General features: G+C 52.9%; 23 protein-coding genes. 10 read left to right on the forward strand and 13 right to left on the reverse strand.

What is annotated here, in order from left to right:
* Positions 1-107 precede the first annotated feature (107 nt).
* The 4 genes from poxB to HU143_RS14755 all read left to right on the forward strand — a co-directional run bounded on the left by poxB (position 108) and on the right by HU143_RS14755 (position 5,419).
* Positions 108-1,826: a ubiquinone-dependent pyruvate dehydrogenase gene (poxB, locus tag HU143_RS14740; RefSeq protein WP_000815309.1), complete on the forward strand. Its 1,719-nt coding sequence runs from the start codon at positions 108-110 to the stop codon at positions 1,824-1,826.
* A gap of 38 nt (positions 1,827-1,864) precedes the next feature.
* Positions 1,865-2,866, forward strand: coding sequence for a low-specificity L-threonine aldolase (gene ltaE / locus HU143_RS14745; RefSeq protein ID WP_000566422.1), 1,002 nt, complete (start codon positions 1,865-1,867; stop codon positions 2,864-2,866).
* Between the two features lie 10 nt (positions 2,867-2,876).
* Positions 2,877-4,310, forward strand: coding sequence for an SDR family oxidoreductase (locus HU143_RS14750; RefSeq protein WP_000079017.1), 1,434 nt, complete (start codon positions 2,877-2,879; stop codon positions 4,308-4,310).
* Between the two features lie 95 nt (positions 4,311-4,405).
* A complete protein-coding gene (locus tag HU143_RS14755; protein WP_023227177.1) occupies positions 4,406-5,419 on the forward strand; it encodes an NAD-dependent epimerase/dehydratase family protein in 1,014 nt (337 codons plus the stop codon).
* Here HU143_RS14755 and HU143_RS14760 read toward each other — a convergent pair.
* Together HU143_RS14760 and HU143_RS14765 are read right to left on the reverse strand one after the other, a co-directional pair.
* The gene (locus HU143_RS14760; RefSeq protein ID WP_000645850.1) at positions 5,416-6,246 is read right to left on the reverse strand and encodes an N-acetylmuramoyl-L-alanine amidase; all 831 of its coding nucleotides are present in this window, start codon (positions 6,244-6,246) and stop codon (positions 5,416-5,418) included. The two genes, HU143_RS14755 and HU143_RS14760, sit on opposite strands and share 4 nt — an antisense overlap.
* Complete coding sequence (locus HU143_RS14765; RefSeq protein WP_001160725.1) at positions 6,243-6,566, reverse strand: heavy metal-binding domain-containing protein; 324 nt, start codon at positions 6,564-6,566, stop codon at positions 6,243-6,245. The genes HU143_RS14760 and HU143_RS14765 overlap by 4 nt, the downstream gene beginning before the upstream one ends.
* Before the next feature lie 127 nt (positions 6,567-6,693).
* Here HU143_RS14765 and HU143_RS14770 point away from each other — a divergent pair, with 127 nt between their 5' ends.
* From HU143_RS14770 to artJ, 6 genes are all read left to right on the forward strand, one after another.
* Complete coding sequence (locus HU143_RS14770) at positions 6,694-7,209, forward strand: lipoprotein (RefSeq protein ID WP_001270724.1); 516 nt, start codon at positions 6,694-6,696, stop codon at positions 7,207-7,209.
* Between the two features lie 229 nt (positions 7,210-7,438).
* Entirely contained in the window at positions 7,439-8,167 is a 729-nt protein-coding gene (artP, locus tag HU143_RS14775) for an arginine ABC transporter ATP-binding protein ArtP (RefSeq protein WP_023227178.1), read from the forward strand.
* 17 nt (positions 8,168-8,184) lie between these two features.
* The gene (artI, locus tag HU143_RS14780; RefSeq protein ID WP_000756587.1) at positions 8,185-8,916 is read left to right on the forward strand and encodes an arginine ABC transporter substrate-binding protein ArtI; all 732 of its coding nucleotides are present in this window, start codon (positions 8,185-8,187) and stop codon (positions 8,914-8,916) included.
* Between the two features lie 6 nt (positions 8,917-8,922).
* A complete protein-coding gene (gene artQ / locus HU143_RS14785; protein ID WP_001001677.1) occupies positions 8,923-9,639 on the forward strand; it encodes an arginine ABC transporter permease ArtQ in 717 nt (238 codons plus the stop codon).
* On the forward strand, positions 9,639-10,307 hold the full coding sequence (gene artM, locus HU143_RS14790; protein ID WP_000895396.1) for an arginine ABC transporter permease ArtM: 669 nt from the start codon (positions 9,639-9,641) through the stop codon (positions 10,305-10,307). The genes artQ and artM overlap by 1 nt, the downstream gene beginning before the upstream one ends.
* A gap of 236 nt (positions 10,308-10,543) precedes the next feature.
* Positions 10,544-11,275 (forward strand): arginine ABC transporter substrate-binding protein ArtJ, encoded by a 732-nt coding sequence (gene artJ / locus HU143_RS14795; protein ID WP_023227179.1) that lies wholly within the window; start codon positions 10,544-10,546, stop codon positions 11,273-11,275.
* A gap of 218 nt (positions 11,276-11,493) precedes the next feature.
* Here the strand turns inward: artJ and HU143_RS14800 are convergent, their stop codons facing one another.
* The 11 genes from HU143_RS14800 to rimK form a co-directional block, all read right to left on the reverse strand.
* Positions 11,494-12,981 carry a sulfatase gene (locus tag HU143_RS14800; protein WP_020839452.1) on the reverse strand — a complete coding sequence of 496 codons (1,488 nt, stop codon included), beginning with the start codon at positions 12,979-12,981 and terminating at the stop codon, positions 11,494-11,496.
* A gap of 9 nt (positions 12,982-12,990) precedes the next feature.
* Positions 12,991-13,311 (reverse strand): PTS sugar transporter subunit IIB, encoded by a 321-nt coding sequence (locus tag HU143_RS14805; RefSeq protein WP_000655399.1) that lies wholly within the window; start codon positions 13,309-13,311, stop codon positions 12,991-12,993.
* 29 nt (positions 13,312-13,340) lie between these two features.
* Positions 13,341-14,684 (reverse strand): PTS sugar transporter subunit IIC, encoded by a 1,344-nt coding sequence (locus HU143_RS14810; RefSeq protein ID WP_001813014.1) that lies wholly within the window; start codon positions 14,682-14,684, stop codon positions 13,341-13,343.
* A 294-nt stretch (positions 14,685-14,978) separates the two neighbouring features.
* Positions 14,979-16,106 (reverse strand): 23S rRNA (uracil(747)-C(5))-methyltransferase RlmC, encoded by a 1,128-nt coding sequence (rlmC, locus tag HU143_RS14815; RefSeq protein ID WP_023227180.1) that lies wholly within the window; start codon positions 16,104-16,106, stop codon positions 14,979-14,981.
* Positions 16,107-16,148: 42 nt separating this feature from the next.
* Complete coding sequence (locus tag HU143_RS14820) at positions 16,149-16,622, reverse strand: YbjO family protein (protein ID WP_000505788.1); 474 nt, start codon at positions 16,620-16,622, stop codon at positions 16,149-16,151.
* Positions 16,623-16,695: 73 nt separating this feature from the next.
* Complete coding sequence (gene potI, locus HU143_RS14825) at positions 16,696-17,541, reverse strand: putrescine ABC transporter permease PotI (RefSeq protein WP_001061629.1); 846 nt, start codon at positions 17,539-17,541, stop codon at positions 16,696-16,698.
* Positions 17,538-18,491: a putrescine ABC transporter permease PotH gene (potH, locus tag HU143_RS14830; RefSeq protein ID WP_017465749.1), complete on the reverse strand. Its 954-nt coding sequence runs from the start codon at positions 18,489-18,491 to the stop codon at positions 17,538-17,540. Before potH ends, potI begins: the two co-directional genes overlap by 4 nt.
* A 9-nt stretch (positions 18,492-18,500) precedes the next feature.
* The gene (gene potG, locus HU143_RS14835) at positions 18,501-19,634 is read right to left on the reverse strand and encodes a putrescine ABC transporter ATP-binding subunit PotG (protein WP_023217991.1); all 1,134 of its coding nucleotides are present in this window, start codon (positions 19,632-19,634) and stop codon (positions 18,501-18,503) included.
* A gap of 87 nt (positions 19,635-19,721) precedes the next feature.
* Positions 19,722-20,834 carry a spermidine/putrescine ABC transporter substrate-binding protein PotF gene (potF, locus tag HU143_RS14840; protein WP_000125769.1) on the reverse strand — a complete coding sequence of 371 codons (1,113 nt, stop codon included), beginning with the start codon at positions 20,832-20,834 and terminating at the stop codon, positions 19,722-19,724.
* Positions 20,835-21,182: 348 nt separating this feature from the next.
* The gene (locus tag HU143_RS14845) at positions 21,183-21,659 is read right to left on the reverse strand and encodes a YbjN domain-containing protein (protein WP_001578844.1); all 477 of its coding nucleotides are present in this window, start codon (positions 21,657-21,659) and stop codon (positions 21,183-21,185) included.
* A gap of 96 nt (positions 21,660-21,755) precedes the next feature.
* Positions 21,756-22,658 carry a 30S ribosomal protein S6--L-glutamate ligase gene (gene rimK / locus HU143_RS14850; protein ID WP_000684361.1) on the reverse strand — a complete coding sequence of 301 codons (903 nt, stop codon included), beginning with the start codon at positions 22,656-22,658 and terminating at the stop codon, positions 21,756-21,758.
* Between the last annotated feature and the right edge of the window lie 13 nt (positions 22,659-22,671).

Consider the following 22,671-nt stretch of genomic DNA (forward strand, 5'->3'; position numbering starts at 1 on the left):
TTTGCCGCTCGCTTCATCCTTTCGCCCCTCTCTTCGCCAAAGAAAAACGTCATCGTCATCTTCAACTAAACTTGTAACCGTTATCACATTTAAGGAGATGGAGAACCATGAAACAAACCGTTGCCGCTTTTATTGCCAAAACGCTGGAACAGGCTGGCGTAAAACAAATCTGGGGCGTCACTGGCGACTCCCTGAACGGCCTGAGCGATAGTCTTAATCGTATGGGAACCATTGAATGGATGCCAACCCGCCACGAAGAGGTCGCCGCTTTCGCCGCCGGCGCACAAGCGCAGCTTACCGGCGAGCTGGCAGTGTGCGCCGGTTCATGTGGACCGGGCAACCTGCACCTGATCAATGGCCTGTTTGATTGCCACCGTAACCACGTCCCTGTTCTGGCGATCGCCGCCCATATTCCGTCCAGTGAAATCGGCAGCGGTTATTTCCAGGAGACCCACCCGCAGGAGTTGTTCCGTGAATGCAGCCACTATTGCGAGTTGGTTTCCAGCCCGGAGCAGATCCCGCAGGTACTCGCCATCGCCATGCGCAAAGCGGTGCTAAACCGCGGCGTCTCCGTGGTCGTACTTCCGGGTGACGTGGCGCTGAAACCTGCGCCTGAAAACGCCGTCACTCATTGGTACCATGCCCCGCACCCCGTCGTCACGCCGGCGGAGGAAGAGCTGAAAAAACTGGCGCAACTGCTGCGCTACTCCAGCAATATCGCATTGATGTGCGGTAGCGGCTGCGCGGGCGCGCATGAGGAGTTGGTCGCGTTGGCGGCAAAACTAAAAGCGCCAATCGTTCATGCCCTGCGCGGCAAAGAGCACGTTGAGTACGATAACCCTTATGATGTGGGAATGACCGGCCTGATTGGCTTTTCTTCTGGCTTCCACACCATGATGAACGCCGATACGCTGATCCTGCTCGGCACCCAGTTCCCCTACCGCGCCTTTTATCCGAGCGATGCCAAAATCATTCAGATTGACATCAACCCGGGCAGTATTGGCGCGCACAGCAAAGTCGACATGGCGCTGGTGGGCGATATTAAAGCCACGCTTCGCGCCCTGCTGCCGCTGGTGGAAGAAAAAAGCAATCGTAAATTCCTCGATAAAGCTCTGGAGCACTATCGGGACGCCCGTAAAGGGCTTGATGACTTAGCCAAACTCAGCGATAAAGCCATCCATCCACAATATCTGGCGCAACAAATTAGCCATTTCGCCGCTGACGACGCTATTTTTACCTGCGATGTCGGCACGCCGACCGTCTGGGCGGCCCGCTATCTAAAAATGAACGGCAAGCGCCGCCTGCTGGGCTCGTTTAACCACGGGTCAATGGCCAACGCCATGCCACAGGCGCTCGGCGCTCAGGCCACCGCGCCGGGTCGGCAGGTTATCGCAATGTGCGGTGATGGCGGCTTCAGTATGCTGATGGGCGATTTTCTCTCGGTGGTACAGATGAAGCTGCCGATAAAAATCGTCGTCTTTAATAACAGCGTGCTGGGCTTTGTGGCGATGGAAATGAAAGCCGGCGGCTACCTTACCGACGGTACCGAACTGCACGACACCAATTTCGCGCGTATCGCCGAAGCCTGCGGCATTACCGGTATTCGCGTGGAAAAAGCCGCAGACGTGGACGGTGCGCTACAGCGCGCGTTTTCCATCGACGGCCCGGTACTGGTTGACGTGGTCGTGGCAAAAGAAGAGCTGGCGATCCCGCCGCAGATCAAACTGGAACAAGCGAAAGGCTTTAGCCTGTACATGCTACGCGCCATTATTAGCGGCCGCGGCGATGAAGTGATCGAACTGGCGAAAACGAACTGGCTAAGGTAAAACAGTGCACATCACCTTTTAAAATCCAGGGATGTGCCATGATTGATTTACGCAGTGATACCGTTACCCGACCGAGCCGCGCCATGCTCGAGGCGATGATGACCGCTCCGGTCGGGGACGACGTATACGGCGATGACCCTACCGTTAACGCCCTTCAGCGCTACGCCGCCGACCTCTCCGGTAAAGAAGCGGCGCTTTTTTTACCCACCGGCACCCAGGCCAATCTGGTCGCGCTGCTTAGCCATTGTGAACGCGGCGAAGAGTATATCGTCGGTCAGGGCGCGCATAATTATCTTTATGAAGCTGGCGGCGCGGCGGTGCTCGGCAGCATTCAGCCGCAGCCCATCGACGCCGCCGCGGACGGTACGCTGCCGCTGGAGAACGTGGCGGCGAAGATTAAAGCGGATGACATCCACTTCGCGCGTACGCGCTTGCTCAGTCTGGAAAATACGCATAACGGGAAAGTGCTGCCGCGCGCGTATCTGAAAGACGCCTGGACGTTTACCCGCGAACGTGGGCTGGCGCTGCACGTTGACGGCGCCCGAATTTTTAACGCGGTGGTTGCCTACGGCTGTGAGTTAAAAGAGATTACGCAGTATTGCGACTCTTTTACCATCTGCCTGTCAAAAGGTCTCGGAACGCCGGTCGGTTCGCTGCTGGTCGGTAACCGCGACTACATTAAACGCGCGACGCGCTGGCGTAAAATGGTCGGCGGCGGAATGCGTCAGGCCGGGATTCTGGCAGCGGCCGGACTGTATGCGCTGAAGCATAACGTGGCGCGTCTGCAAGAGGATCATGATAACGCCGCCTGGCTGGCGCAGCAGCTTCGGGAAGCGGGCGCGGAGGTCATGCGCCACGAAACGAATATGCTGTTTGTTCGCGTTGGCGAAGCACAGGCCGCCGCGCTTGGCGACTATTTGCGGGAACGGAATATCCTGATTAACGCCGCGCCGATTGTGCGTCTGGTGACGCATCTGGATGTCTCTCGCGAACAGCTTACCGACGTCGTCGCCCACTGGCGCGCCTTTTTAGCCCGCTAAGGAGAGCAACGTGGCGCAACGCATTCTGGTTCTCGGCGCCAGCGGCTATATCGGCCAGCACCTGGTCTTTGCGCTAAGTCAGCAAGGGCATCAGGTGCGGGCGGCGGCGCGGCGCGTGGAACGTCTGGAAAAACAGCGCCTCGCCAACGTCAGTTGTCATAAGGTCGATCTGCACTGGCCGGAAAATTTACCCGCGCTGCTTCGCGACATTGATACCGTTTACTATCTGGTACACGGCATGGGCGAAGGCGGCGATTTTATCGCCCATGAGCGTCAGGCGGCGCTCAACGTGCGCGACGCGCTGCGCCAGACGCCGGTTAAACAACTTATTTTCCTCAGTTCATTGCAGGCGCCAACGCATGAGCAATCCGATCACCTGCGCGCCCGCCAGCTTACGGCTGACACGCTGCGCGACGCAGGCGTGCCGGTGACGGAATTACGCGCCGGGATCATCGTCGGCGCAGGCTCCGCCGCCTTCGAAGTCATGCGTGACATGGTTTACAACCTGCCAATACTCACGCCGCCGCGCTGGGTGCGTTCGCGCACCACGCCCATCGCTCTGGAAAATTTACTCTACTACCTGGTCGGCTTACTGGACCACCCTGCTCGCGAGCATCGTATTCTGGAAGCCGCCGGGCCGCAGGTATTAAGTTATCAGCAGCAGTTTGAACGTTTTATGGCCGTCAGCGGTAAACGGCGTCCGCTGATCCCGGTGCCTTTTCCGACCCGCTGGATTTCGGTCTGGTTTTTAAACGTCATTACCTCCGTGCCGCCAACTACCGCAAAAGCGTTAATCCAGGGATTAAGGCACGATTTGCTGGCCGATGACGCCGCGTTAAAAAAGTTGATCCCCCAAACGCTTATCACCTTTGATGACGCCGTTCGCCGCACGCTGAAAGAAGAAGAAAAACTGGTGAACTCCAGCGACTGGGGCTACGACGCGCTGGCCTTCGCCCGCTGGCGTCCCGAATACGGCTATTTTCCAAAGCAGGCGGGCTTTACCGCGCAGACCCCGGCCAGCCTATCGGCGCTATGGCAGGTCGTAAATCGGCTGGGTGGCAAAGAGGGCTATTTTTTCGGCAATATTTTGTGGCAGACGCGCGCCGCGATGGACCGTCTGGTGGGGCATAAACTGGCGAAAGGCCGCCCGTCGCATACCTTGCTCAAGCCTGGCGATACGGTAGATAGCTGGAAAGTGATCATTGTCGAACCAGAAAAACAGCTCACGCTCTTGTTTGGCATGAAAGCGCCGGGTCTGGGGCGGCTTAGCTTCACGCTGCACGATAAAGGCCGCTACCGCGAAATTGACGTGCGCGCCTGGTGGCATCCACACGGAATGCCGGGCCTGATTTACTGGCTACTGATGATCCCGGCGCACCTGTTTATTTTCCGGGGAATGGCAAGGCGTATTGCCCGACTTGCAGAACAAATCACAGAAAAATGAGAAAAAGTTGCTGTATTCTTTCGTGTTTCCCATTGCATACCGACGTAATTCACGGAAGAATGCGCACGACGGTTTATTAAACACAGTGGATTGATATGAAGGTACTGGTTACCGGCGCCACCAGCGGCTTAGGTCGAAACGCGGTTGAATTTTTGCGCAATAAAGGCATCAGCGTCAGAGCGACGGGTCGCAATGAAGCGATGGGCAAGCTGCTTGAAAAAATGGGCGCGGAATTCGTCCATGCGGATTTAACCGAACTGGTCTCCTCGCAGGCTAAAGTGATGCTCGCCGGGATCGACACGTTGTGGCACTGCTCCAGCTTTACCTCGCCCTGGGGAACCCAACAGGCTTTCGATCTGGCGAATGTTCGCGCCACCCGCCGTCTGGGAGAATGGGCGGTCGCCTGGGGCGTGCGCAATTTTATTCATATCTCCTCTCCCTCGCTCTATTTTGATTACCACCATCACCGTGATATCAAAGAAGATTTCCGCCCGCATCGGTTTGCCAATGAGTTCGCCCGCAGTAAAGCCGCCGGCGAAGAGGTGATTAATCTGTTGGCGCAGGCCAATCCGCAAACACGTTTTACGGTGTTGCGTCCGCAAAGCCTGTTTGGCCCGCACGATAAAGTATTTATCCCACGTCTGGCGCATATGATGCACCATTACGGTAGCGTCTTATTACCGCACGGGGGCAGCGCGCTGGTCGATATGACCTACTATGAAAATGCGATCCACGCCATGTGGCTGGCCAGCCAGCCGGGCTGCGATCATCTGCCTTCTGGCCGCACTTATAACATCACTAACGGCGAAAACCGTACCTTACGCAGCATCGTACAAAAGTTAATTGATGAACTGACTATCGATTGCCGCATTCGCTCTGTGCCTTACCCGATGCTGGATATGATCGCCCGCAGTATGGAGCGCTTCGGCAAAAAATCCGCCAAAGAGCCCCCGCTAACGCATTACGGCGTGTCAAAACTGAATTTTGATTTTACGCTCGATACGACTCGCGCGCAGGAAGAGCTGGGCTACCAGCCCATCATCACGCTGGACGAAGGCATTGAGCGCACCGCCGCCTGGCTGCGCGATCACGGAAATTTACCGCGTTAATCCTGGCCGTACTTCTCCAGTAATGCTTCGGCAATCGCCTGCGTTTCGGCATCTGCGATACCGTTCCATTGCGCCGGACGGAAGTGCATCTGGAACGCCATAATCACCCGCTGCTGCTCGCGCGCCGTCATATCGGCTTTGACTTCATAGCCATAGCGCGAGAGTAACGCAAGCACCGTTGCGGTATCGACTGGCGTATACGGCGCGCGTCCAGCCAGATAAAACGCCACACGCTGGGCGTCAGGCCAGGCGCCAATCCCCTGCGCCGCCAGCTCGCGCCACGGGAAGCGCGGGCCGGGATCGTCTTTACGCTGCGGCGCGATATCCGCATGGGCCACCACATTCTGCGGTTTGATGTCATAGCGCGCGATAATGTCCTTCGCTAACGGGATCAATGCCTGAATTTGCGCGGATTCAAACGGCGCGAAAGATTTCACCCCGCCGGACATTCGCCAGCCGCGATTTTCCAGCTCAATGCCAATAGACGTATCATTGAGACGCGTGGCGCCTCGCCAGAAACTGACGCCCGCATGCCAGGCCTGATCCTGTTCCGGCACCAGTTGCCAGATGCGCGGTTTACCGCCATATAATGGCGGGGTTGCGGGAATCAGGTAATGCGAACTGACGTTGCGACCCGTTAACGTCGCCAGCGAAACGTCAAAGTTTTCCGCCGTATAGTGAATCACCAGGACTTTAATGCGCGGATAGGCCGCCTGCGCCCGATGTCGGGTATCAAGCTGATATCCCTCTTTATCGATAATTCCTTTTTCGCTCGCGCAGCCTGTTAACAGCAACGCGAGACCAACCAGCCACAGTAGCGCTTTCATCGGCGCGTTTTCACCGCCGTTCCGCTGACGCTGACCATCAGCATACTGCCATCCTTGCCGACAGTTTCGTAATCAATATCGATGCCTACCACCGCATCGGCACCCAACGCTTTAGCCTGCTCGCCAAGTTCCTGAAAAGCGATTTCACGCGCTTTACGCAGCTCTTTCTCATACGCGCCGGAACGTCCGCCGACGATATCCCGAATGCCGGCGAAAAAATCGCGGAAAATATTGGCGCCTAAAATGGCTTCGCCCGTTACCACACCGCAATACTCCACGATGCTTTGTCCTTCCAGCGTTGGGGTTGTTGAAAACTGCATAGTGAATCTCCCGGGTTAGCTAAGCACACGATCTCAAACGCATTATCAAGCTGATACGCTATCATTGAAAGGATATAATTGATTATCGTAGATCGGTTTTTGCTCGATCGCCTATAAGGAAATCATCATGCGCTATTCTAAACTCTCTTTGCTCATCCCGTGCGCGCTTCTGCTTAGCGCCTGTACGACCGTCACTCCCGCCTACAAAGATAATGGCCCGCGTATCGGCGCGTGTGTGGAAGGCGGCCCGGACAGCGTGGCTCAACAATTTTACGACTACCGTATTCAACACCACAGCAATGATATCGCCGCGCTTCGCCCCTACTTGAGTGATAACCTGGCGAAATTGTTGACCGACGCCAGCCGCGATACGGAGCACCGCCAGTTGATGAGCGGCGATCTGTTCTCCAGCCGCGCTACGCTGCCGGATAGCGCCAACGTCGCCAGCGCATCAACCATTCCGAACCGAGATGCGCGCAACATTCCTCTGCGGGTAGCGTTAAAACAGGGCGATCAAAGCTGGCAGGATGAAGTGCTTATGATTCACGAAGGCTCATGCTGGGTGATTGACGACGTTCGCTATCTGGGCGGAGATGTCCATGCCCCTGCCGGTACGCTGCGCCAGTCGATAGAAAACCGTTAACAGACAGTATTCCCCCGCTTTTGCACCCATAACCCCGTAAATTGTCTGGCATTCTGCCCGGGATGCCGACAATTCTTCTTACCTACTATTCCTCCTGCTATTTTGTGCTATGTTTAGGGAAGAATGTGGGATATATTTAACTTTTAACGCATAAATATTGCATAACTATTCTGCGAAAGGTACTATCTGCGGCTTCAATAGCTATCAGACTGCCTGTATACGAGTGTCAATGAGTATTCAATTAAACGGCATTAATTGCTTTTACGGCGCGCATCAGGCGCTGTTCGATATCACGCTGGATTGCCCCGAAGGCGAAACGCTGGTGTTGCTTGGCCCAAGCGGGGCGGGTAAAAGTTCGCTGCTGCGTGTACTCAATCTGCTTGAGATGCCGCGCTCCGGCACTCTGACTATCGCTGGGAACCATTTTGACTTTACGAAAACGCCGTCCGATAAGGCGATTCGTGAGCTACGTCAAAATGTCGGAATGGTCTTTCAGCAATATAATCTTTGGCCGCATCTCACCGTTGTGCAGAATCTGATTGAAGCGCCCTGCCGCGTACTGGGTCTGACAAAAGATCAGGCGCTGGCGCGCGCAGAAAAGCTGCTGGAGCGTCTACGTCTGAAGCCCTATAGCGATCGTTATCCGTTGCACCTTTCCGGCGGTCAGCAGCAGCGCGTCGCGATTGCCCGCGCGCTGATGATGGAGCCGCAGGTGCTGCTGTTTGATGAACCGACCGCCGCGCTGGACCCGGAAATTACCGCTCAAATCGTCAGCATTATTCATGAGCTGGCGGAAACGAACATTACTCAGGTGATCGTTACGCATGAAGTCGAAGTGGCGCGTAAGACCGCCAGTCGTGTGATTTATATGGAAAATGGTCACATCGTCGAGCACGGTGATGTGGGTTGCTTTGCCCACCCTCAGACCGAAGCGTTCAAAAACTATCTCTCTCACTAAGATTCGGGACAATGACAATGAAAAAAGTTCTGATTGCCGCGCTAATTGCAGGCTTTAGCCTTTCCGCTACAGCAGCCCAGACCATTCGTTTTGCGACCGAAGCGTCCTATCCGCCGTTCGAATCGATGGATGCTAATAACAAGATTGTCGGCTTTGACGTCGACCTGGCCAACGCGCTATGTAAAGAGATCGACGCCTCCTGTACCTTTACCAATCAGGCGTTCGACAGCCTGATCCCCAGCCTGAAATTCCGCCGTTTCGACGCTGTAATGGCGGGAATGGATATCACGCCGGAACGTGAAAAGCAGGTGCTGTTTACCACGCCATATTACGACAACTCCGCGCTGTTCGTGGGTCAGCAGGGCAAATACACCAGCGTCGATCAACTGAAAGGTAAGAAAGTCGGCGTACAGAACGGTACGACGCACCAGAAATTCATCATGGATAAGCATCCGGAAATCACCACCGTACCGTATGACAGCTATCAGAACGCGAAGCTGGATCTACAAAATGGCCGTATCGACGCTGTTTTCGGCGACACGGCGGTCGTGACCGAATGGCTGAAAGCCAATCCTAAGCTGGTGCCGGTCGGCGATAAAGTCACCGATAAAGATTATTTCGGCACCGGCCTGGGTATCGCGGTACGCCAGGGCAACACTGAGCTGCAGCAGAAATTCAATACTGCGCTGGAAAAAGTGAAGAAAGATGGGACTTACGAGACCATCTATAACAAATGGTTCCAGAAGTAATCTTTGATGAACGAATTTTTTCCTTTAGCAAGCGCCGCCGGGATGACCGTCGGCCTTGCCGTCTGCGCGCTGATCATTGGCCTCGCGTTAGCCATGTTCTTTGCCGTCTGGGAGTCCGTAAAATGGCGCCCGATTGCCTGGATAGGCTCCGCGCTGGTCACTATTTTGCGCGGCCTGCCGGAAATTCTGGTGGTGCTGTTTATCTATTTCGGCTCCTCGCAACTCCTGCTTACGCTGTCTGACGGGTTTACCCTCCATCTCGGCTTTACGCAGATCCCGGTGCAAATGGAGATTGAGAACTTTGACGTCAGTCCGTTCCTGTGCGGCGTGATTGCGTTGTCCCTGCTGTATGCGGCCTATGCGTCGCAGACGCTACGCGGCGCGCTGAAAGCCGTTCCGTCTGGTCAGTGGGAGTCGGGTCAGGCACTGGGATTATCAAAGACGGCGATTTTTTTCCGTCTGGTGATGCCGCAGATGTGGCGTCACGCCCTGCCAGGGCTGGGTAATCAGTGGCTGGTGTTGCTAAAAGATACGGCTCTGGTCAGCCTTATCAGCGTTAACGATCTGATGTTGCAGACCAAAAGTATTGCCACACGCACCCAGGAACCGTTTAACTGGTACATTATTGCGGCGGCTATTTACCTGGTCATTACGCTGATCAGTCAGTACATTCTCAAACGCATAGACCTGCGCGCAACACGTTTTGAGCGGAGGCCGGACTAATGCTTGAGTACTTACCTGAACTGCTAAAAGGGCTACACACCAGCCTGACGCTGACCGTGGCTTCTATTGCCGTCGCTTTGGTGCTGGCGTTAGTTTTTACCATCATCCTGACGCTAAAAACGCCGTTCGTGGTGTGGCTGGTACGCGGCTATATCACGTTGTTTACCGGTACGCCGTTGTTGGTGCAAATTTTCCTGATCTACTACGGACCCGGTCAATTCCCGACACTGCAAGAGTATCCGCTACTCTGGCATCTACTGTCTGAACCGTGGCTGTGTGCTCTGATCGCGTTGTCGCTAAACAGCGCCGCTTATACCACGCAGCTATTTTATGGCGCGATTCGCGCGATTCCGGAAGGTCAGTGGCAGTCCTGCGGCGCGCTGGGGATGAGTAAGAAAGATACGCTAGCGATTTTGTTGCCCTATGCGTTTAAACGCGCCCTCTCCTCCTATTCTAATGAGGTGGTACTGGTCTTCAAAAGTACCTCGCTGGCCTATACCATCACCTTGATGGAAGTCATGGGGTACAGTCAGTTGCTCTATGGTCGTACCTACGATGTGGTGGTATTTGGCGCGGCAGGCGTAATTTACCTGGTCGTCAACGGTCTATTGACGCTGATGATGCGTTTGATTGAGCGTAAAGCCCTGGCGTTTGAGCGGCGCAATTAACCAGGCAGGATAAGGCATTCTCGCCGCCGTTCGACAATGGTCAGATGGCGCTGCGCTTATCAAACCTACGATGCATAATATTGAATAAACCCGACGGGCAAGTGGTTAACTTGTCCGTCTTTTTTTATCCATTTAAAAATATTTAATCATTTTTATTGCATACAAATTCAATTGATGGCATTGTAAATCTATGCCGCAGACACGGCGCATAATCATAAGATTACGGGAGTGACATCATGAAAAAGTTAGTTCTGGCTGCATTACTCGCCTCTTTCGCCACTGGCAGCATCGCCGCTGAAAAAATCAATTTCGGGGTTTCCGCCACCTATCCCCCGTTTGAATCCCTGGATGCGAGTAATAAAATTGTGGGCTTCGATATCGATCTGGCAACCGCATTATGCAAGCAAATGCAGGCAGAATGTACTTTTACCAATCATGCTTTCGATAGTCTTATCCCGGCGCTGAAATTCAGAAAATATGATGCCGTCATTTCCGGAATGGACATTACCCCGGAGCGCAGTAAGCAGGTCGCCTTTAGCAATCCCTATTATGCGAACTCCGCGCTGGTGATTGCCAAAAAAGACACCTATAAAACCTTTACCGATCTAAAAGGTAAGCGTATCGGTATGGAAAATGGCACCACGCATCAAAAATATCTCCAGGATAAACATCCGGAGGTCAAAACCGTGGCCTACGACAGCTACCAGAATGCGATTATCGACCTGAAAAATGGCCGTATTGACGGCGTCTTTGGCGATACCGCAGTGGTCAATGAGTGGCTGAAAACGAATCCGCAACTGGGTCCGGCAACAGAGAAAGTGACCGATCCGCAATACTTCGGTACCGGACTTGGCATCGCGGTGCGCCCGGACAATAAGGCGTTGCTGGAAAAACTGAATAATGCGCTGACCGCCATTAAAGCGGACGGCACTTATCAGAAAATCAGCGATCAGTGGTTCCCGCAGTAAAACGTATGTGATTAGCCCACCGTGTTGCGAAATGGCAGTATAAATACCTTATTCAGCCCACGGGCCGCCATCGGAAACTATCCTGGCCTGATAAGCGCAGCGCCATTGAGCATTCTACAGTTTGTCATCAGTCTCAAAGGCCTGCATCAACAGGCGATTCGGACTAATACTTGCCGGGTGACGCTGACGCGTACCCGGCTTACAACATTGTTACGTTTTTAGATAACATCCAGACCCAGACGGCGATACTGCTCCGCCGGAGCATCATTTTCTTTCATCAAACGGATAAGTAAGTTGATCATCCTTGCTTCGATGGCCTCATCATGAATAGGATGTTGCTGCTGCGGATCGTCTCTGAGATCAAACAAGAGATGACCAAAGCTATTCACACCTTTATATTTTTCCCTGGCCGGAATACGTAATACCTGAAGCCCTTTAGTAAAGTTAAACGGAGGTGCCAGAGATAATTTTCCCAGTTCATCCACATCATAACGCGCATTCATCTTGATCGGCATTAACGTGTAGTTCGCAATGTCATGCTCACGCCCCGGCTGCGCGGCCCGCATATAAACATAGCGTCCGTCGGTAACATTAACATGTCCGCTAAACACGCCAAACAGCGCGCCTTCCCTGACGGGTTCATCACTGGCAATGACTTTCGCCAGAGGTTGGCCCTGCATATCTGCGGGAATAGGTTGCTGAAAATAATCCAGTAGCGTTGGCGCCCAGTCAATCATCTGCACCAGCGACTGCCGTCGCGCTCCGCATACCGCGCTGCGCGGGTCCCAGATAAACAGCGGGTTATTCGCCACCTCGTTATAATAGGGCATTTGATTTTTAGCCCACCAACCGTGCTCCCCCAGCAAGAAGCCGTGATCGGTACCGACAATCAGCATCGTATCGCGCCAGAGATCGTGTTCATCCATCAGATCAAGGATACGTCCCAGATTGCGGTCGCACATGGAAACCAGGGCCCGATAACGACAGCGAATATGCGCTATCGCCTCCTCGCTTTCACTGACTTTGCCGCGCGGCCAGTCATAATGCGGACCTTGCCACTCATCTTCATAGAGCGATAAATATTCCTCGGTGGTATAAAACGGCTCATGCGGATCGAACGTCTCAACCTGCAATAACCAGTTATCTTCGGCATGATTTTTATGGATAAAATCGCACCCGGCGTCAAAAACTTTCGTCTGGGGAAAATCGGCTTCCTGCTGGATGTATTCGCGGTTCGCCCAGTCATGACGCCATAGCCCGGAAACGCCGCCTCCGGTTTGTTTTTGTGGAACGCGCAGTACTTCCGGAATGGGCGGCTCGCCAACGCTTGCCTTCCAGTGATCGCCCTCCTGACCGCGTACTACGTCCCAGGAGCTATAGCGGTTATGGTAGTTACCGCCGCCGTCTTCCCAGTAATGCAGATGATCGCTGATAAGATGGGTGTAGATCCCCGCTTTTTTCAATAATTCCGGCATGGAATCATCAAAGGGTTCCAGCGGGCCCCACTCACGATGCAGGAAATTATAGCGCCCGGTGTGCAGTTCCCGACGGGCTGGCATACAGGGCATACTGCCGACATAACTATTGTCAAAGGTGGCGGCATGTGCCGCCAGGCGTTGAAAGTTAGGCGCTTTCGTTAGCAAATCGCCATAGGGCGGCAAATAGTTTTTATTCAGACTGTCAAACAGCAGAATAATCGCTTTCATGACTCACCCTCATTTGTTGAGCAGGTGCGGAAAATTTTTCTCTACCACATCGTAAATCTGTTTGCCTATTGACTCGCCATCCATGATATTTTCAATGGGAATGAGATATTGTCCGTGTTTAGGATCGAGGCTAACAACATCAAGCAATTTTTTCGAAATCGCATAAATATCTGCCCAGTCGGTAAATCCACCGACCTCTCCCGCTGCCGTATGCTCCATATCAAAAGAGAAGTCATATTTTGCTAACGCTTTTTTAACAACAGTCTGTAACATTACGCTACTGCCTACACCATAACCGCATACGAATAAAATATTTACAGAATCTTTCATAATAAAATCCTTTATATAAACCAAATCAATTAAATGGAATAAGGACCAAGATGGAACGTTGAAGCAATAAATTTCAGTAATTCACAAATTGCAGGCCACAGAGTCGCCCAGTCAAATATTCCCGTCCAGCCCACACCTTCTTTTGCCAGCCCGGTTAAAGGAATGGCCCATACCGTACCGAAAGTCTGAATAATCCCTAACAGGAAAGTACAAATAATAACGGAACGATATCCCCCCATTCGGTTGGCTAATACGCCGATGGGACCGCCGGAAAAGAAGAGCGGAACAAAACCAGGCAATACCATAATAGGGCTATGGATGAGCAGCAGGATGCCCATGGAAAAAATCGTGCCGAAGGTACAAAAGACGAATCCCAGCGTGGCCGCGTTCGGCGAAAAAGGTAATAAAGCAGCAACATCCACAGCCGGTATAGCGTTAGGAATAAAGCGATCCTGCCATCCTTTAAACGAACCGTTAATTTCGCCTACCATCATCCGCACGCCCTGCAGCAAGATGACCATATACATAGAGAATTGCAGGCCCAGATTGATGATATAGATATACCAGGGTTTGCCTTTCGCCATTAACTGTACGTTATCGATCCCTGTCGCCAATAGAAAACCGCCAACGAAGAGCGTCATCACAATGGCGATTGCCGTCACGTTGTGGTTAAAAATGGCTAACCAACCGGGAAGTTTCAGGTTTTCGGCGTCATGCTTTTGCGGATCGCCGAATTTATGCGCGAATTTCGAGAAAAACCACAGTCCCAGCATCTGGTTATGCGCAATGGTAAAACCGGCGTTATTGGTCACTTTGGCGATGGGTTTAACAATAAGCGTGGTTGAAAACGCCCAAAAGACCCCGGTCAATACCCCGGCAATCACAATGGATTGTACCCAACCGAACCCTAGCCAGAAGACGATTAACCACAGTACCGCCTGTGAATGAGAGACCCCGGTATTACCGGTAAGAAATATACCTTTTGCGCCGGTATAACGGCCAAATAAAACTAATAACAGGTTAGTAAAAAACGCCAGTACAAAAACGTATCCTACATAGCCGAAATTATCGCCCAGCGCTATTTGCGTCGCGGCTTTCATGGCGTATGAATCCATTAAGTATCCATGCACGCCATAAGCTTTGCTGACTGCCTCTGCAACCGGTTTAAAAGTGGCTGAAAATTGAAAGCCGCCAAATAACACCATCATCAAACCGACCATCGCGCTGATCATACCGGTGATAATTTTTATAGGCGTCTTTTTATCCAGCGCATAGCCAACACCGACTAATATCCCAATTAATATTGCCGGTTCAGTTAAAAACGTTTGAATAACATCTATAAATTTGGCAAACATCGTCTGAACGCCCTCCATAAGCGTGTCTATTCGTTGTCATAATTGACCCCTTTACTGACGTTACGTATTGCTTCGCTGATGCTATTGAAAGTTACCCGATAAACCACCTTGTCTAATTTTGCCTTACACGCACTGTAATAATCAAAATTAGTCATTAAAAGATTTAAAGTGATTATTTGTGATTTGATTTGCAAAAATAGGGTAATATATAACCATGATCGATCGGAGTTTTTCATCGATCGATCATGGTTATTATTATTTATGGATAATTAAACAGTTAGTATAGATATATTGTATGCCTGGCTTTTGCCGCTACTGCCTGCACAGCAATGTTAACACTTCATAATGCGCGGTATGGGGGAACATATCGAAAAGCTGAACACGTTGAATACGGTAGTTCGGCAGATGGCGAATATCCTGCGCCATCGTCTGCGCGTTACAGCTCGAATAAATGATAAAACGCGGCGCCATTTGTGCAAGGTAATCGCACAACGGCTTGCCAATGCCGCGGCGGGGAGGATTCACCAATACCAGGTCGGGCGTTTCGCCTTGTGCGATGGCGAATTGGGTGGAATCCAGCGCCTGGAAATGAAGGCGGGTCAATCCCAGCTCGGCAGCGGATTGCTTCGCGCAGGCAATCGCCTCCGGCGCGATCTCAATACCGGTTAATTGCATCTGCGGCGTCGCGCAGTGCAGGCCGAATCCGCCCACTCCGCAAAAAAGATCCCACATATGGCGTACCGGCAGTTGTCCTACCCAATCGCGCGCCGTTGCATATAATCGGCTGGCGACCGTAGGGTTGGTCTGAAAGAAACTTTGCGGGCGAATCCACAGCGGCACATCGTTAAAACGTTCCGCCAGCGCCTGCTGATCCGTCAGGTAGATTTCCGTCTCCCCTTCCATAATCGCCATATGTACCGGCTGGATATTTGCGGTGATCACCCTGAGCTGCGGCAGTTGCGCGCGCAGCCACGGTAACGCCGCGCGCAGTTGCGTAAGTTTGGTTTCTGAACGCAACACGAAGCGTAGCATCATGCCGCCATCGAACTGACTTTCCGTCAGCAACAGGTATTTCAGTTCGCCGCGTTTTCGCGCCACGTTATAAGGCGTGAGTCCGGCACGGGCAATAAAAGGTTTTAGCGCGCTGAATACGGGGGCAAAGGAGGCGGGATACAGCGGGCAACCGCAAAGATCGACCGGCGTACCGTCGCGATGCAGCATCCCGAAGAGCGGTTTTTCTACACTACCGCTCACGACCATTTTCGCTTTGTTGCGGAAATGCTGTTCCGGGCCGCCAATCGGCGCGCACCACTGTTCAACAGGCAGCCCGGCGAGCAAACGATGTAAATCGGCTGTTTTTGCGGAAAGTTGTTCGTTAACCGACTGCGTAATCCATTGACAGGAACGGCAGCGACCCGCGTCATAGAGTGCGCACTGCATACCAAAAAACCTTCATATTATCCGGGGCGACGATTATACACATTATTGCAGCCGGAAGAACCGACGGCTGGGAGCGGGAATAAACAGCAGAAACAGAATTAAAAGATCGGGGAGTTTTTGCATGACCAGGGAATGCAGGATATCACGCTTCGATTCTCCCGCGATGCTAAACAACTCCGGATACCCGTAGCCTAACGACGCCGCCCACAGATACCCACTTACAATAATTTGTGTCGCCAGGTACACCCAGCGCGCCCAGCTACGGCCTTTCACCAGCGAAAACGCACAATAAATTTCAACAAAGACCAGCACTAAGCTGGCCAGAAAGACCAGGGTTAAGCTCCACGTCTGCACGCTGCGATGAATAAACTCGCCCATCCCGCGTATGCCGAGGGTATTCATAATCATCAGCACATCGAGACCGCGAATCAAAATAATCGCCATAGCCGCAACCTGCACCAGCGTAGGCACATTTAAACGGGCATGTGATGAGGTTGATTGCTTTATAAATCCCAATGAATGTCTTCCCTGAAAATGATGCCGCGACCCGCGCGGCAACGCATTGCCATAGTGGAAGATTTTAGTGGCTTCAGCCGCGTCTTGCACGCTGGATATCGCGAATCCGCTGTTTTTCCGCTCGCGCCATCAGGTACCAGGCAATAAATCCGACGATTCCTACCACGCCGAGGATTAACGTCGCCAGCGCGTTGATTTCCGGGTTCACGCCCATGCGCACGCTGGAGAAAACCAGCATCGGTAGCGTGGTGGCGCCGGGACCGGAAACGAAGCTGGCAATCACCAGATCGTCAAGGGAAAGCGTAAAGGCCAACAGCCAGCCCGAGATCACCGCTGGCATGATCATCGGTAACGTAATGACGAAAAAGACCTTTAACGGCGCCGCGCCAAGATCCATCGCCGCCTCTTCAATCGAACGATCCAGTTCGCGTAATCGCGAAGCGATCACCACTGCCACGTAGGCGGTACAGAACGTGACGTGCGCCAACCAGATGGTCAGCATCCCGCGATCGGAGGGCCAGCCGATAGCATGACCGAGCGCGACAAACAGCAGCAGCAGCGACAGCCCGGTAATCACATCCGGCATCACCAGCGGCGCGGTGATCATAAACGCAAAGCCGTTTGCGCCGCGAAACCGTCCAAATCGCACCATCACCACCGCAGCAATGGTACCGAGCACCACCGCCATCGTCGCCGCGCAGGCGGCAATTGTCAGGCTTAGTCCCACTGCGCTCATCATGGCGGTATCCCGAAAGAGCTCGCCATACCAGCGCGTCGACCATCCCGCCCACACCGTCACCAGCTTCGAACTGTTAAACGAGTAAATCACCAACATTAACATCGGCGCATAGAGAAAAGTAAACCCCAGCACCAGAATCAGAATGCGCCAGGGCGAGCGAACGACCGGTAAGTTATTCATCCGTGCTCCCCCACACTTTTTTGCTGATGTTTATGGAACCACATGATCGGGGCTATCAGCAGCAGCAACATAATAATGGCGACCGCAGAAGCCACCGGCCAGTCGCGGTTATTGAAAAACTCCTGCCACAGGACGCGACCAATCATGATACTGTCCGGCCCGCCAAGCAGTTCCGGGATCACGAACTCGCCCACCGCCGGGATAAAAACCAGCATCGAGCCGGCGATGATTCCGCCTTTGGTGAGCGGGACAATGATGCTAAAAAATGTTTTCAGCGGTCGGGCGCCGAGATCCAGCGACGCTTCCACCAGCGAATAATCAATACGCGTTAATGCGGTATAAATGGGCAGAACCATAAACGGCAGATACGCATAAACAATGCCGATATAGACGGCCAGGTTAGTGTGCAGGATCGTCAGCGGCTGATCGATAACTCCGAGCCACAGCAACACATTGTTCAGCACACCGTTGTTTTTCAAAATGCCCATCCAGGCATAGACGCGTATTAAAAAAGACGTCCACGAGGGCAGGATCACCAACAGCAGCAGGATATTACGCGTGGAGGGCTTGCTGTGCGCCACCGCCCACGCCAGCGGGTAGCCCAGCAGCAGGCAGCAGATTGTGGAAATACCGGCAATTTGTAACGATTGCAGATAGGCTTCGAAATAAAGCGGATCGTCGGTCAGTTGCAAAAAATTACCGAGATTGAGCGTAATCGACAACTGACCGTCAGCCCATTCCAGCAGATCGGTATACGGCGGGATCGCCCGCGCCATTTCCGCCAGGCTTATCTTAAAGACGATAAGAAACGGCAGTAAAAACAGCAGAATGAGCCAGATATAAGGCAAAGCAATAACCAGCTTACGCCCATGTTTCATTTGCATTCGCGCCAACCATAGCGCCGCGCCGCCAGGTTTACTGATGCGTGCCGGAGGTTCAAGTGTGCTCATGTTTCCCCCTTATACCGTCAGGACCACGCAGCTATCCGCTTCCCAGCACAAACGCACTTCATCGCCCCAGGTCGGTAACCCTTTCCGGTAACGGTGCGCATTCTGCAGTTGAGCGCTGATCATCTGCCCGCTTTTTAGCCGCACATGATAAATAGACAGATCGCCGAGATACGCAATATGCGCCACTTCGCCGACGGCGAAATTATAGCCATCGGCAGGCGGCGACTCACACAGCATGATTTTTTCCGGACGTAGCGCCACATATACCGGCACATTATCAACGACAGAGGCATCCGCATCGACTTTTAACGGATGAACCAAACCGGGCGCGTCAATGACCAGACCGTCCTCTTCACGCGCTTTCAGTAAGCCCTCAAAAACATTTACCGATCCGATAAATTCGGCGCTATAGCGGGTCGTCGGATGCTCGTAAATCTCCTCCGGTTCGCCAATTTGCACAAATTTTCCACGGTTCATGATGGCAATGCGCCCCGCCATCGTCATCGCTTCTTCCTGATCGTGCGTCACCATGACGCAGGTCACGCCGACGCGCTCAAGGATATCCACCACTTCAAGCTGCATCCGGTCGCGTAATTTTTTATCCAGCGCGCCCATCGGTTCATCCAACAAGAGCAGCTTAGGACGTTTCGCCAGGCTGCGCGCCAGGGCCACGCGCTGGCGCTGACCGCCGGAAAGCTGATGCGGCTTACGTTTCGCAAACTCCTGCATGTGCACCAGACCCAGCATCTCATTGACGCGGCTGGTAATCTCCGCCTTTGACAGTTTGTCCTGCTTCAGACCAAAAGCGATGTTCTGCTCTACCGTCATATGCGGAAACAACGCATAGGACTGAAACATCATATTAATCGGACGCTGATACGGCGGAACATGCGCCAGATCGACGCCGTCGAGCATAATTTGCCCGCTGCTCGGCGGTTCAAAACCTGCCAGCATCCGTAGCAGAGTCGATTTTCCACAACCTGACGCGCCCAGCAGGGCAAAAATCTCACCTTTATAGATAGTCAGACTGACATCATCGACAGCATGTTGCCCGTCGAATGACTTCGTCAGGTTGCGAATTTCCAGAAGCGGCGTCAGCGCTTTACGGGTTTTCACCTGCGGGCGGTGGGGGACATCATTCACAAGGCGCTCTCCGGCATAACACAATCAAACGATACAAACGGTGGAATGCCCGATAGCGCACGCTTATCAGGCCATACCGTTAATAAATTACTTACCGCTTTTCACCTTCGTCCATGCGCGGGTGCGGACGCGATCAATCTTCGGCTCCTGCACTTTCAGGGTAAACAACTTGGCCCGCACATCCGCCGGCGGATAAATTCCCGGGTTATCGCGCACCTGCTGGCTGACCAGCGCCGTCGCCTCTTTATTCGCATTGGCGTAGAAAACGTGATCGGAAATATGAGCAATCACATCAGGGCGCAGCAGATAATTAAGGAACTGGTAGGCCTCGTCTTTATTTTTGGCGTCAGCCGGCATGGCAAACACATCAAAAAACGCCATTGCCCCCTCTTTGGGGATCGAGAAAGAGATATTGACGCCATTTTTCGCCTCTTTCGCCCGGTTAGCGGCCTGCCAGACATCGCCCGCCCAGCCGATGGCCACACAGGTATCGCCATTAGCCAGATCGTTAATGTATTGCGAGGAGTGGAAATAGCGAATGTTTGGCCGTAGCTTCAACAACAGATCGGTTGCCGGGCCGGTGTAGTCATCCGCTTTGCTGCTATTTGGATCTTTACCCAGATAGTTCAGCACGGTGGCAAAAATTTCTTCAGGCGCATCAAGGAAAGAGACGCCGCAGCTTTTTAGCTTCTCCAGATTTTCCGGCTTGAGGACTAAATCCCAGCTATTCACTGGCGCATCATCCCCCAGCACCGCTTTCACTTTATCAACGTTATAGCCAATGCCCGTCGTGGCCCACATATAGGGCATGGCGTATTTGTTGTCAGGATCGTGCTTCGCTACCAGTTTCAGCAGTTCAGGATCGAGGTTTTTCCAGCCGGGAAGTTTGCTTTTATCCAGCGGCTGAAAAACGCCCGCGGTGAGCTGGCGCTCAAGAAAACTGGCCGATGGCACCACCAGATCGAACCCGGTGCTGCCTGCCATTAACTTGCCTTCCAGCACTTCGTTAGAGTCAAAGACATCATAGATAACGTTAATCCCGGTCTCTTTTTCAAAGTTCGCCACCGTGTCCGGCGCGATATAATCTGACCAGTTATAAATGTGCAGCGTTTTTTGTTCGGCAGCGAGCGTGCCGACAGAGACGACCATCAGAGCACCCGCAACCAGACCCGATAGCCATTTTTTCTTTAAGGCGGTCATCATCGCTTTCCTTCTGAAATCCGTTAACAAATGAACCCATTAGGCGTGGTTTAAAACATGCCTGAAATGTGCATACCTTTTCATTTGATACAAATGAAGAAGAGAGGTCGCCCTCCCTGCCATCAAGCTCGCTATAGAAGCTTCGCAAGAATAACTTTAGCTAAGGTTTGAGGCTATAGCCCAGATTAAAAAACGCCTTTTATCAATTTTTTATGCAGGTTTTGTCTATGTGATAAAGCGAAATGGTCAGAAAGGAGGTGAATAATTCTTTAAATAAAGGTTAACAGCAGCATAAAAAAACGTAAACAGCAGCCGCGCTGGCAGCGACTGCCTGATTATCGGGAGGGATTAGTGAAGAAAATGGTCAACCACGCTGGTTTTTTGCGCGTCTTCTTCCGCGTTAAACAGAAGCTGATGCGCCCCGGCCTCAAGGATCACCATAGAAATCTGCTCTTCACTTTGGCGAACAAACCATTCGAACTGTTCGTAGGTGACGCCTTGCATAACGGATAAAGACTGGCACACAACCAGTTTTGGCAGATTATCATCCTGCATATCGAGAAAGGCTTTTACCGTCAACGAACTGGCGTTGATAGCAGAGAGATCGGCCGCCAGCGGCAGCAACGCGGAAGGCCTGACCTCCGCCATCGCGGAAAAAAGAACGGTGTTGTCCACCAAATCGATTTTAGCATCGTAGACGCCGTCAAAATTCTGCATATGCGGCAAATGCAGCGCCTGGCAGGTATCACATTCGAAGAAATTCATGCCCAGGTCGTCGAGCCATTGACGCAACGTATCCAGAGTGGGAACGACCAGTGATATCATAATAATGTGCTACCTCTTACGATGACGATGAAAAAATTACCGGCACAGCTTACGCAAAAAGCGTGCTTCGTACTACGGCGGAATCCATGATTGCGATTAGCCGCCGATTTTAAGGCAAAATTCAGGCGTAGCGTGACGTTCTATCCACTGAATCATTCGCCCCGCGATATCCACGCCCGTAGTCTTTTCGATACCTTCCAGTCCCGGCGAGGCATTCACCTCCATCACCAGCGGCCCGCGCGCGGCGCGTAAAATATCGACGCCCGCCACATCCAGCCCCAGCGTTTGTGCGGCTTTGATGGCGATATCCCGTTCACGAGGCGTGATCGTCGCGATGCTGGCCACCCCGCCACGATGAAGATTGGAGCGAAAATCACCGGCTTTCGCGCACCGCTCAATCGCCGCCACAACCTCATTGCCGACGACCAGACAACGAATATCGCATCCTTTAGCTTCGGCAATGTATTCCTGAACCAGGATATGGGCATTGAGCCCCCGAAACGCATCAATAACGCTTTCAGCAGCCTGACGCGTCTCCGCCAATACCACGCCGATCCCTTGCGTGCCTTCTACCAGCTTCACGACCAGCGGCGCCCCGCCAACCATCTTAATAAGATCGCTGGTATCATCCGGCGAATGGGCGATCCCGGTAATGGGAAGATCGATCCCCTGGCGCGCCAGAAGTTGTAGCGATCGCAGCTTATCGCGCGCGCGGGTAATGGCGACGGATTCATTCAGCGGATAGCTACCCAATAGCTCAAACTGACGTAGCGCAGCGGTACCATAAAAGGTAATGGCCGAACCAATACGGGGAATAACGGCGTCAAAATGGGGCAGACGACGCCCCTTGTAATGGATCGACGACGCTGCCGGATTAATATTCATATAGCAGGAAAGAGGATCGAGTATCTCGACCAGATGGCCGCGCCGCATCGCCGCTTCGCGCAGACGTTTGCAAGAATAGAGCGTTCCATCCCTGGACAATATGGCAATTTTCACCCTGCACCTCGCT

Origin of the sequence: Salmonella sp. SJTUF14076, assembly GCF_015534835.1 — a bacterium.
In the GTDB taxonomy this organism is placed as follows: domain Bacteria; phylum Pseudomonadota; class Gammaproteobacteria; order Enterobacterales; family Enterobacteriaceae; genus Salmonella; species Salmonella enterica.

What these genes read in the sequence shown, in the direction of transcription:
- artP (WP_023227178.1), top strand. Translation starts at nt 7,439, where the DNA reads ATGAGTATTCAATTAAACGGCATTAATTGCTTTTACGGCGCGCATCAG.
- HU143_RS14765 (WP_001160725.1), bottom strand. Translation starts at nt 6,566, where the DNA reads ATGCAGTTTTCAACAACCCCAACGCTGGAAGGACAAAGCATCGTGGAG.
- potH (WP_017465749.1), bottom strand. Translation starts at nt 18,491, where the DNA reads ATGAGCACACTTGAACCTCCGGCACGCATCAGTAAACCTGGCGGCGCG.
- HU143_RS14845 (WP_001578844.1), bottom strand. Translation starts at nt 21,659, where the DNA reads ATGATATCACTGGTCGTTCCCACTCTGGATACGTTGCGTCAATGGCTC.
- HU143_RS14810 (WP_001813014.1), bottom strand. Translation starts at nt 14,684, where the DNA reads ATGGAGGGCGTTCAGACGATGTTTGCCAAATTTATAGATGTTATTCAA.
- potF (WP_000125769.1), bottom strand. Translation starts at nt 20,834, where the DNA reads ATGACCGCCTTAAAGAAAAAATGGCTATCGGGTCTGGTTGCGGGTGCT.
- artQ (WP_001001677.1), top strand. Translation starts at nt 8,923, where the DNA reads ATGAACGAATTTTTTCCTTTAGCAAGCGCCGCCGGGATGACCGTCGGC.
- artI (WP_000756587.1), top strand. Translation starts at nt 8,185, where the DNA reads ATGAAAAAAGTTCTGATTGCCGCGCTAATTGCAGGCTTTAGCCTTTCC.
- artM (WP_000895396.1), top strand. Translation starts at nt 9,639, where the DNA reads ATGCTTGAGTACTTACCTGAACTGCTAAAAGGGCTACACACCAGCCTG.
- HU143_RS14805 (WP_000655399.1), bottom strand. Translation starts at nt 13,311, where the DNA reads ATGAAAGATTCTGTAAATATTTTATTCGTATGCGGTTATGGTGTAGGC.
- HU143_RS14770 (WP_001270724.1), top strand. Translation starts at nt 6,694, where the DNA reads ATGCGCTATTCTAAACTCTCTTTGCTCATCCCGTGCGCGCTTCTGCTT.
- potI (WP_001061629.1), bottom strand. Translation starts at nt 17,541, where the DNA reads ATGAATAACTTACCGGTCGTTCGCTCGCCCTGGCGCATTCTGATTCTG.
- HU143_RS14760 (WP_000645850.1), bottom strand. Translation starts at nt 6,246, where the DNA reads ATGAAAGCGCTACTGTGGCTGGTTGGTCTCGCGTTGCTGTTAACAGGC.
- poxB (WP_000815309.1), top strand. Translation starts at nt 108, where the DNA reads ATGAAACAAACCGTTGCCGCTTTTATTGCCAAAACGCTGGAACAGGCT.
- artJ (WP_023227179.1), top strand. Translation starts at nt 10,544, where the DNA reads ATGAAAAAGTTAGTTCTGGCTGCATTACTCGCCTCTTTCGCCACTGGC.
- HU143_RS14755 (WP_023227177.1), top strand. Translation starts at nt 4,406, where the DNA reads ATGAAGGTACTGGTTACCGGCGCCACCAGCGGCTTAGGTCGAAACGCG.
- rlmC (WP_023227180.1), bottom strand. Translation starts at nt 16,106, where the DNA reads ATGCAGTGCGCACTCTATGACGCGGGTCGCTGCCGTTCCTGTCAATGG.
- ltaE (WP_000566422.1), top strand. Translation starts at nt 1,865, where the DNA reads ATGATTGATTTACGCAGTGATACCGTTACCCGACCGAGCCGCGCCATG.
- HU143_RS14800 (WP_020839452.1), bottom strand. Translation starts at nt 12,981, where the DNA reads ATGAAAGCGATTATTCTGCTGTTTGACAGTCTGAATAAAAACTATTTG.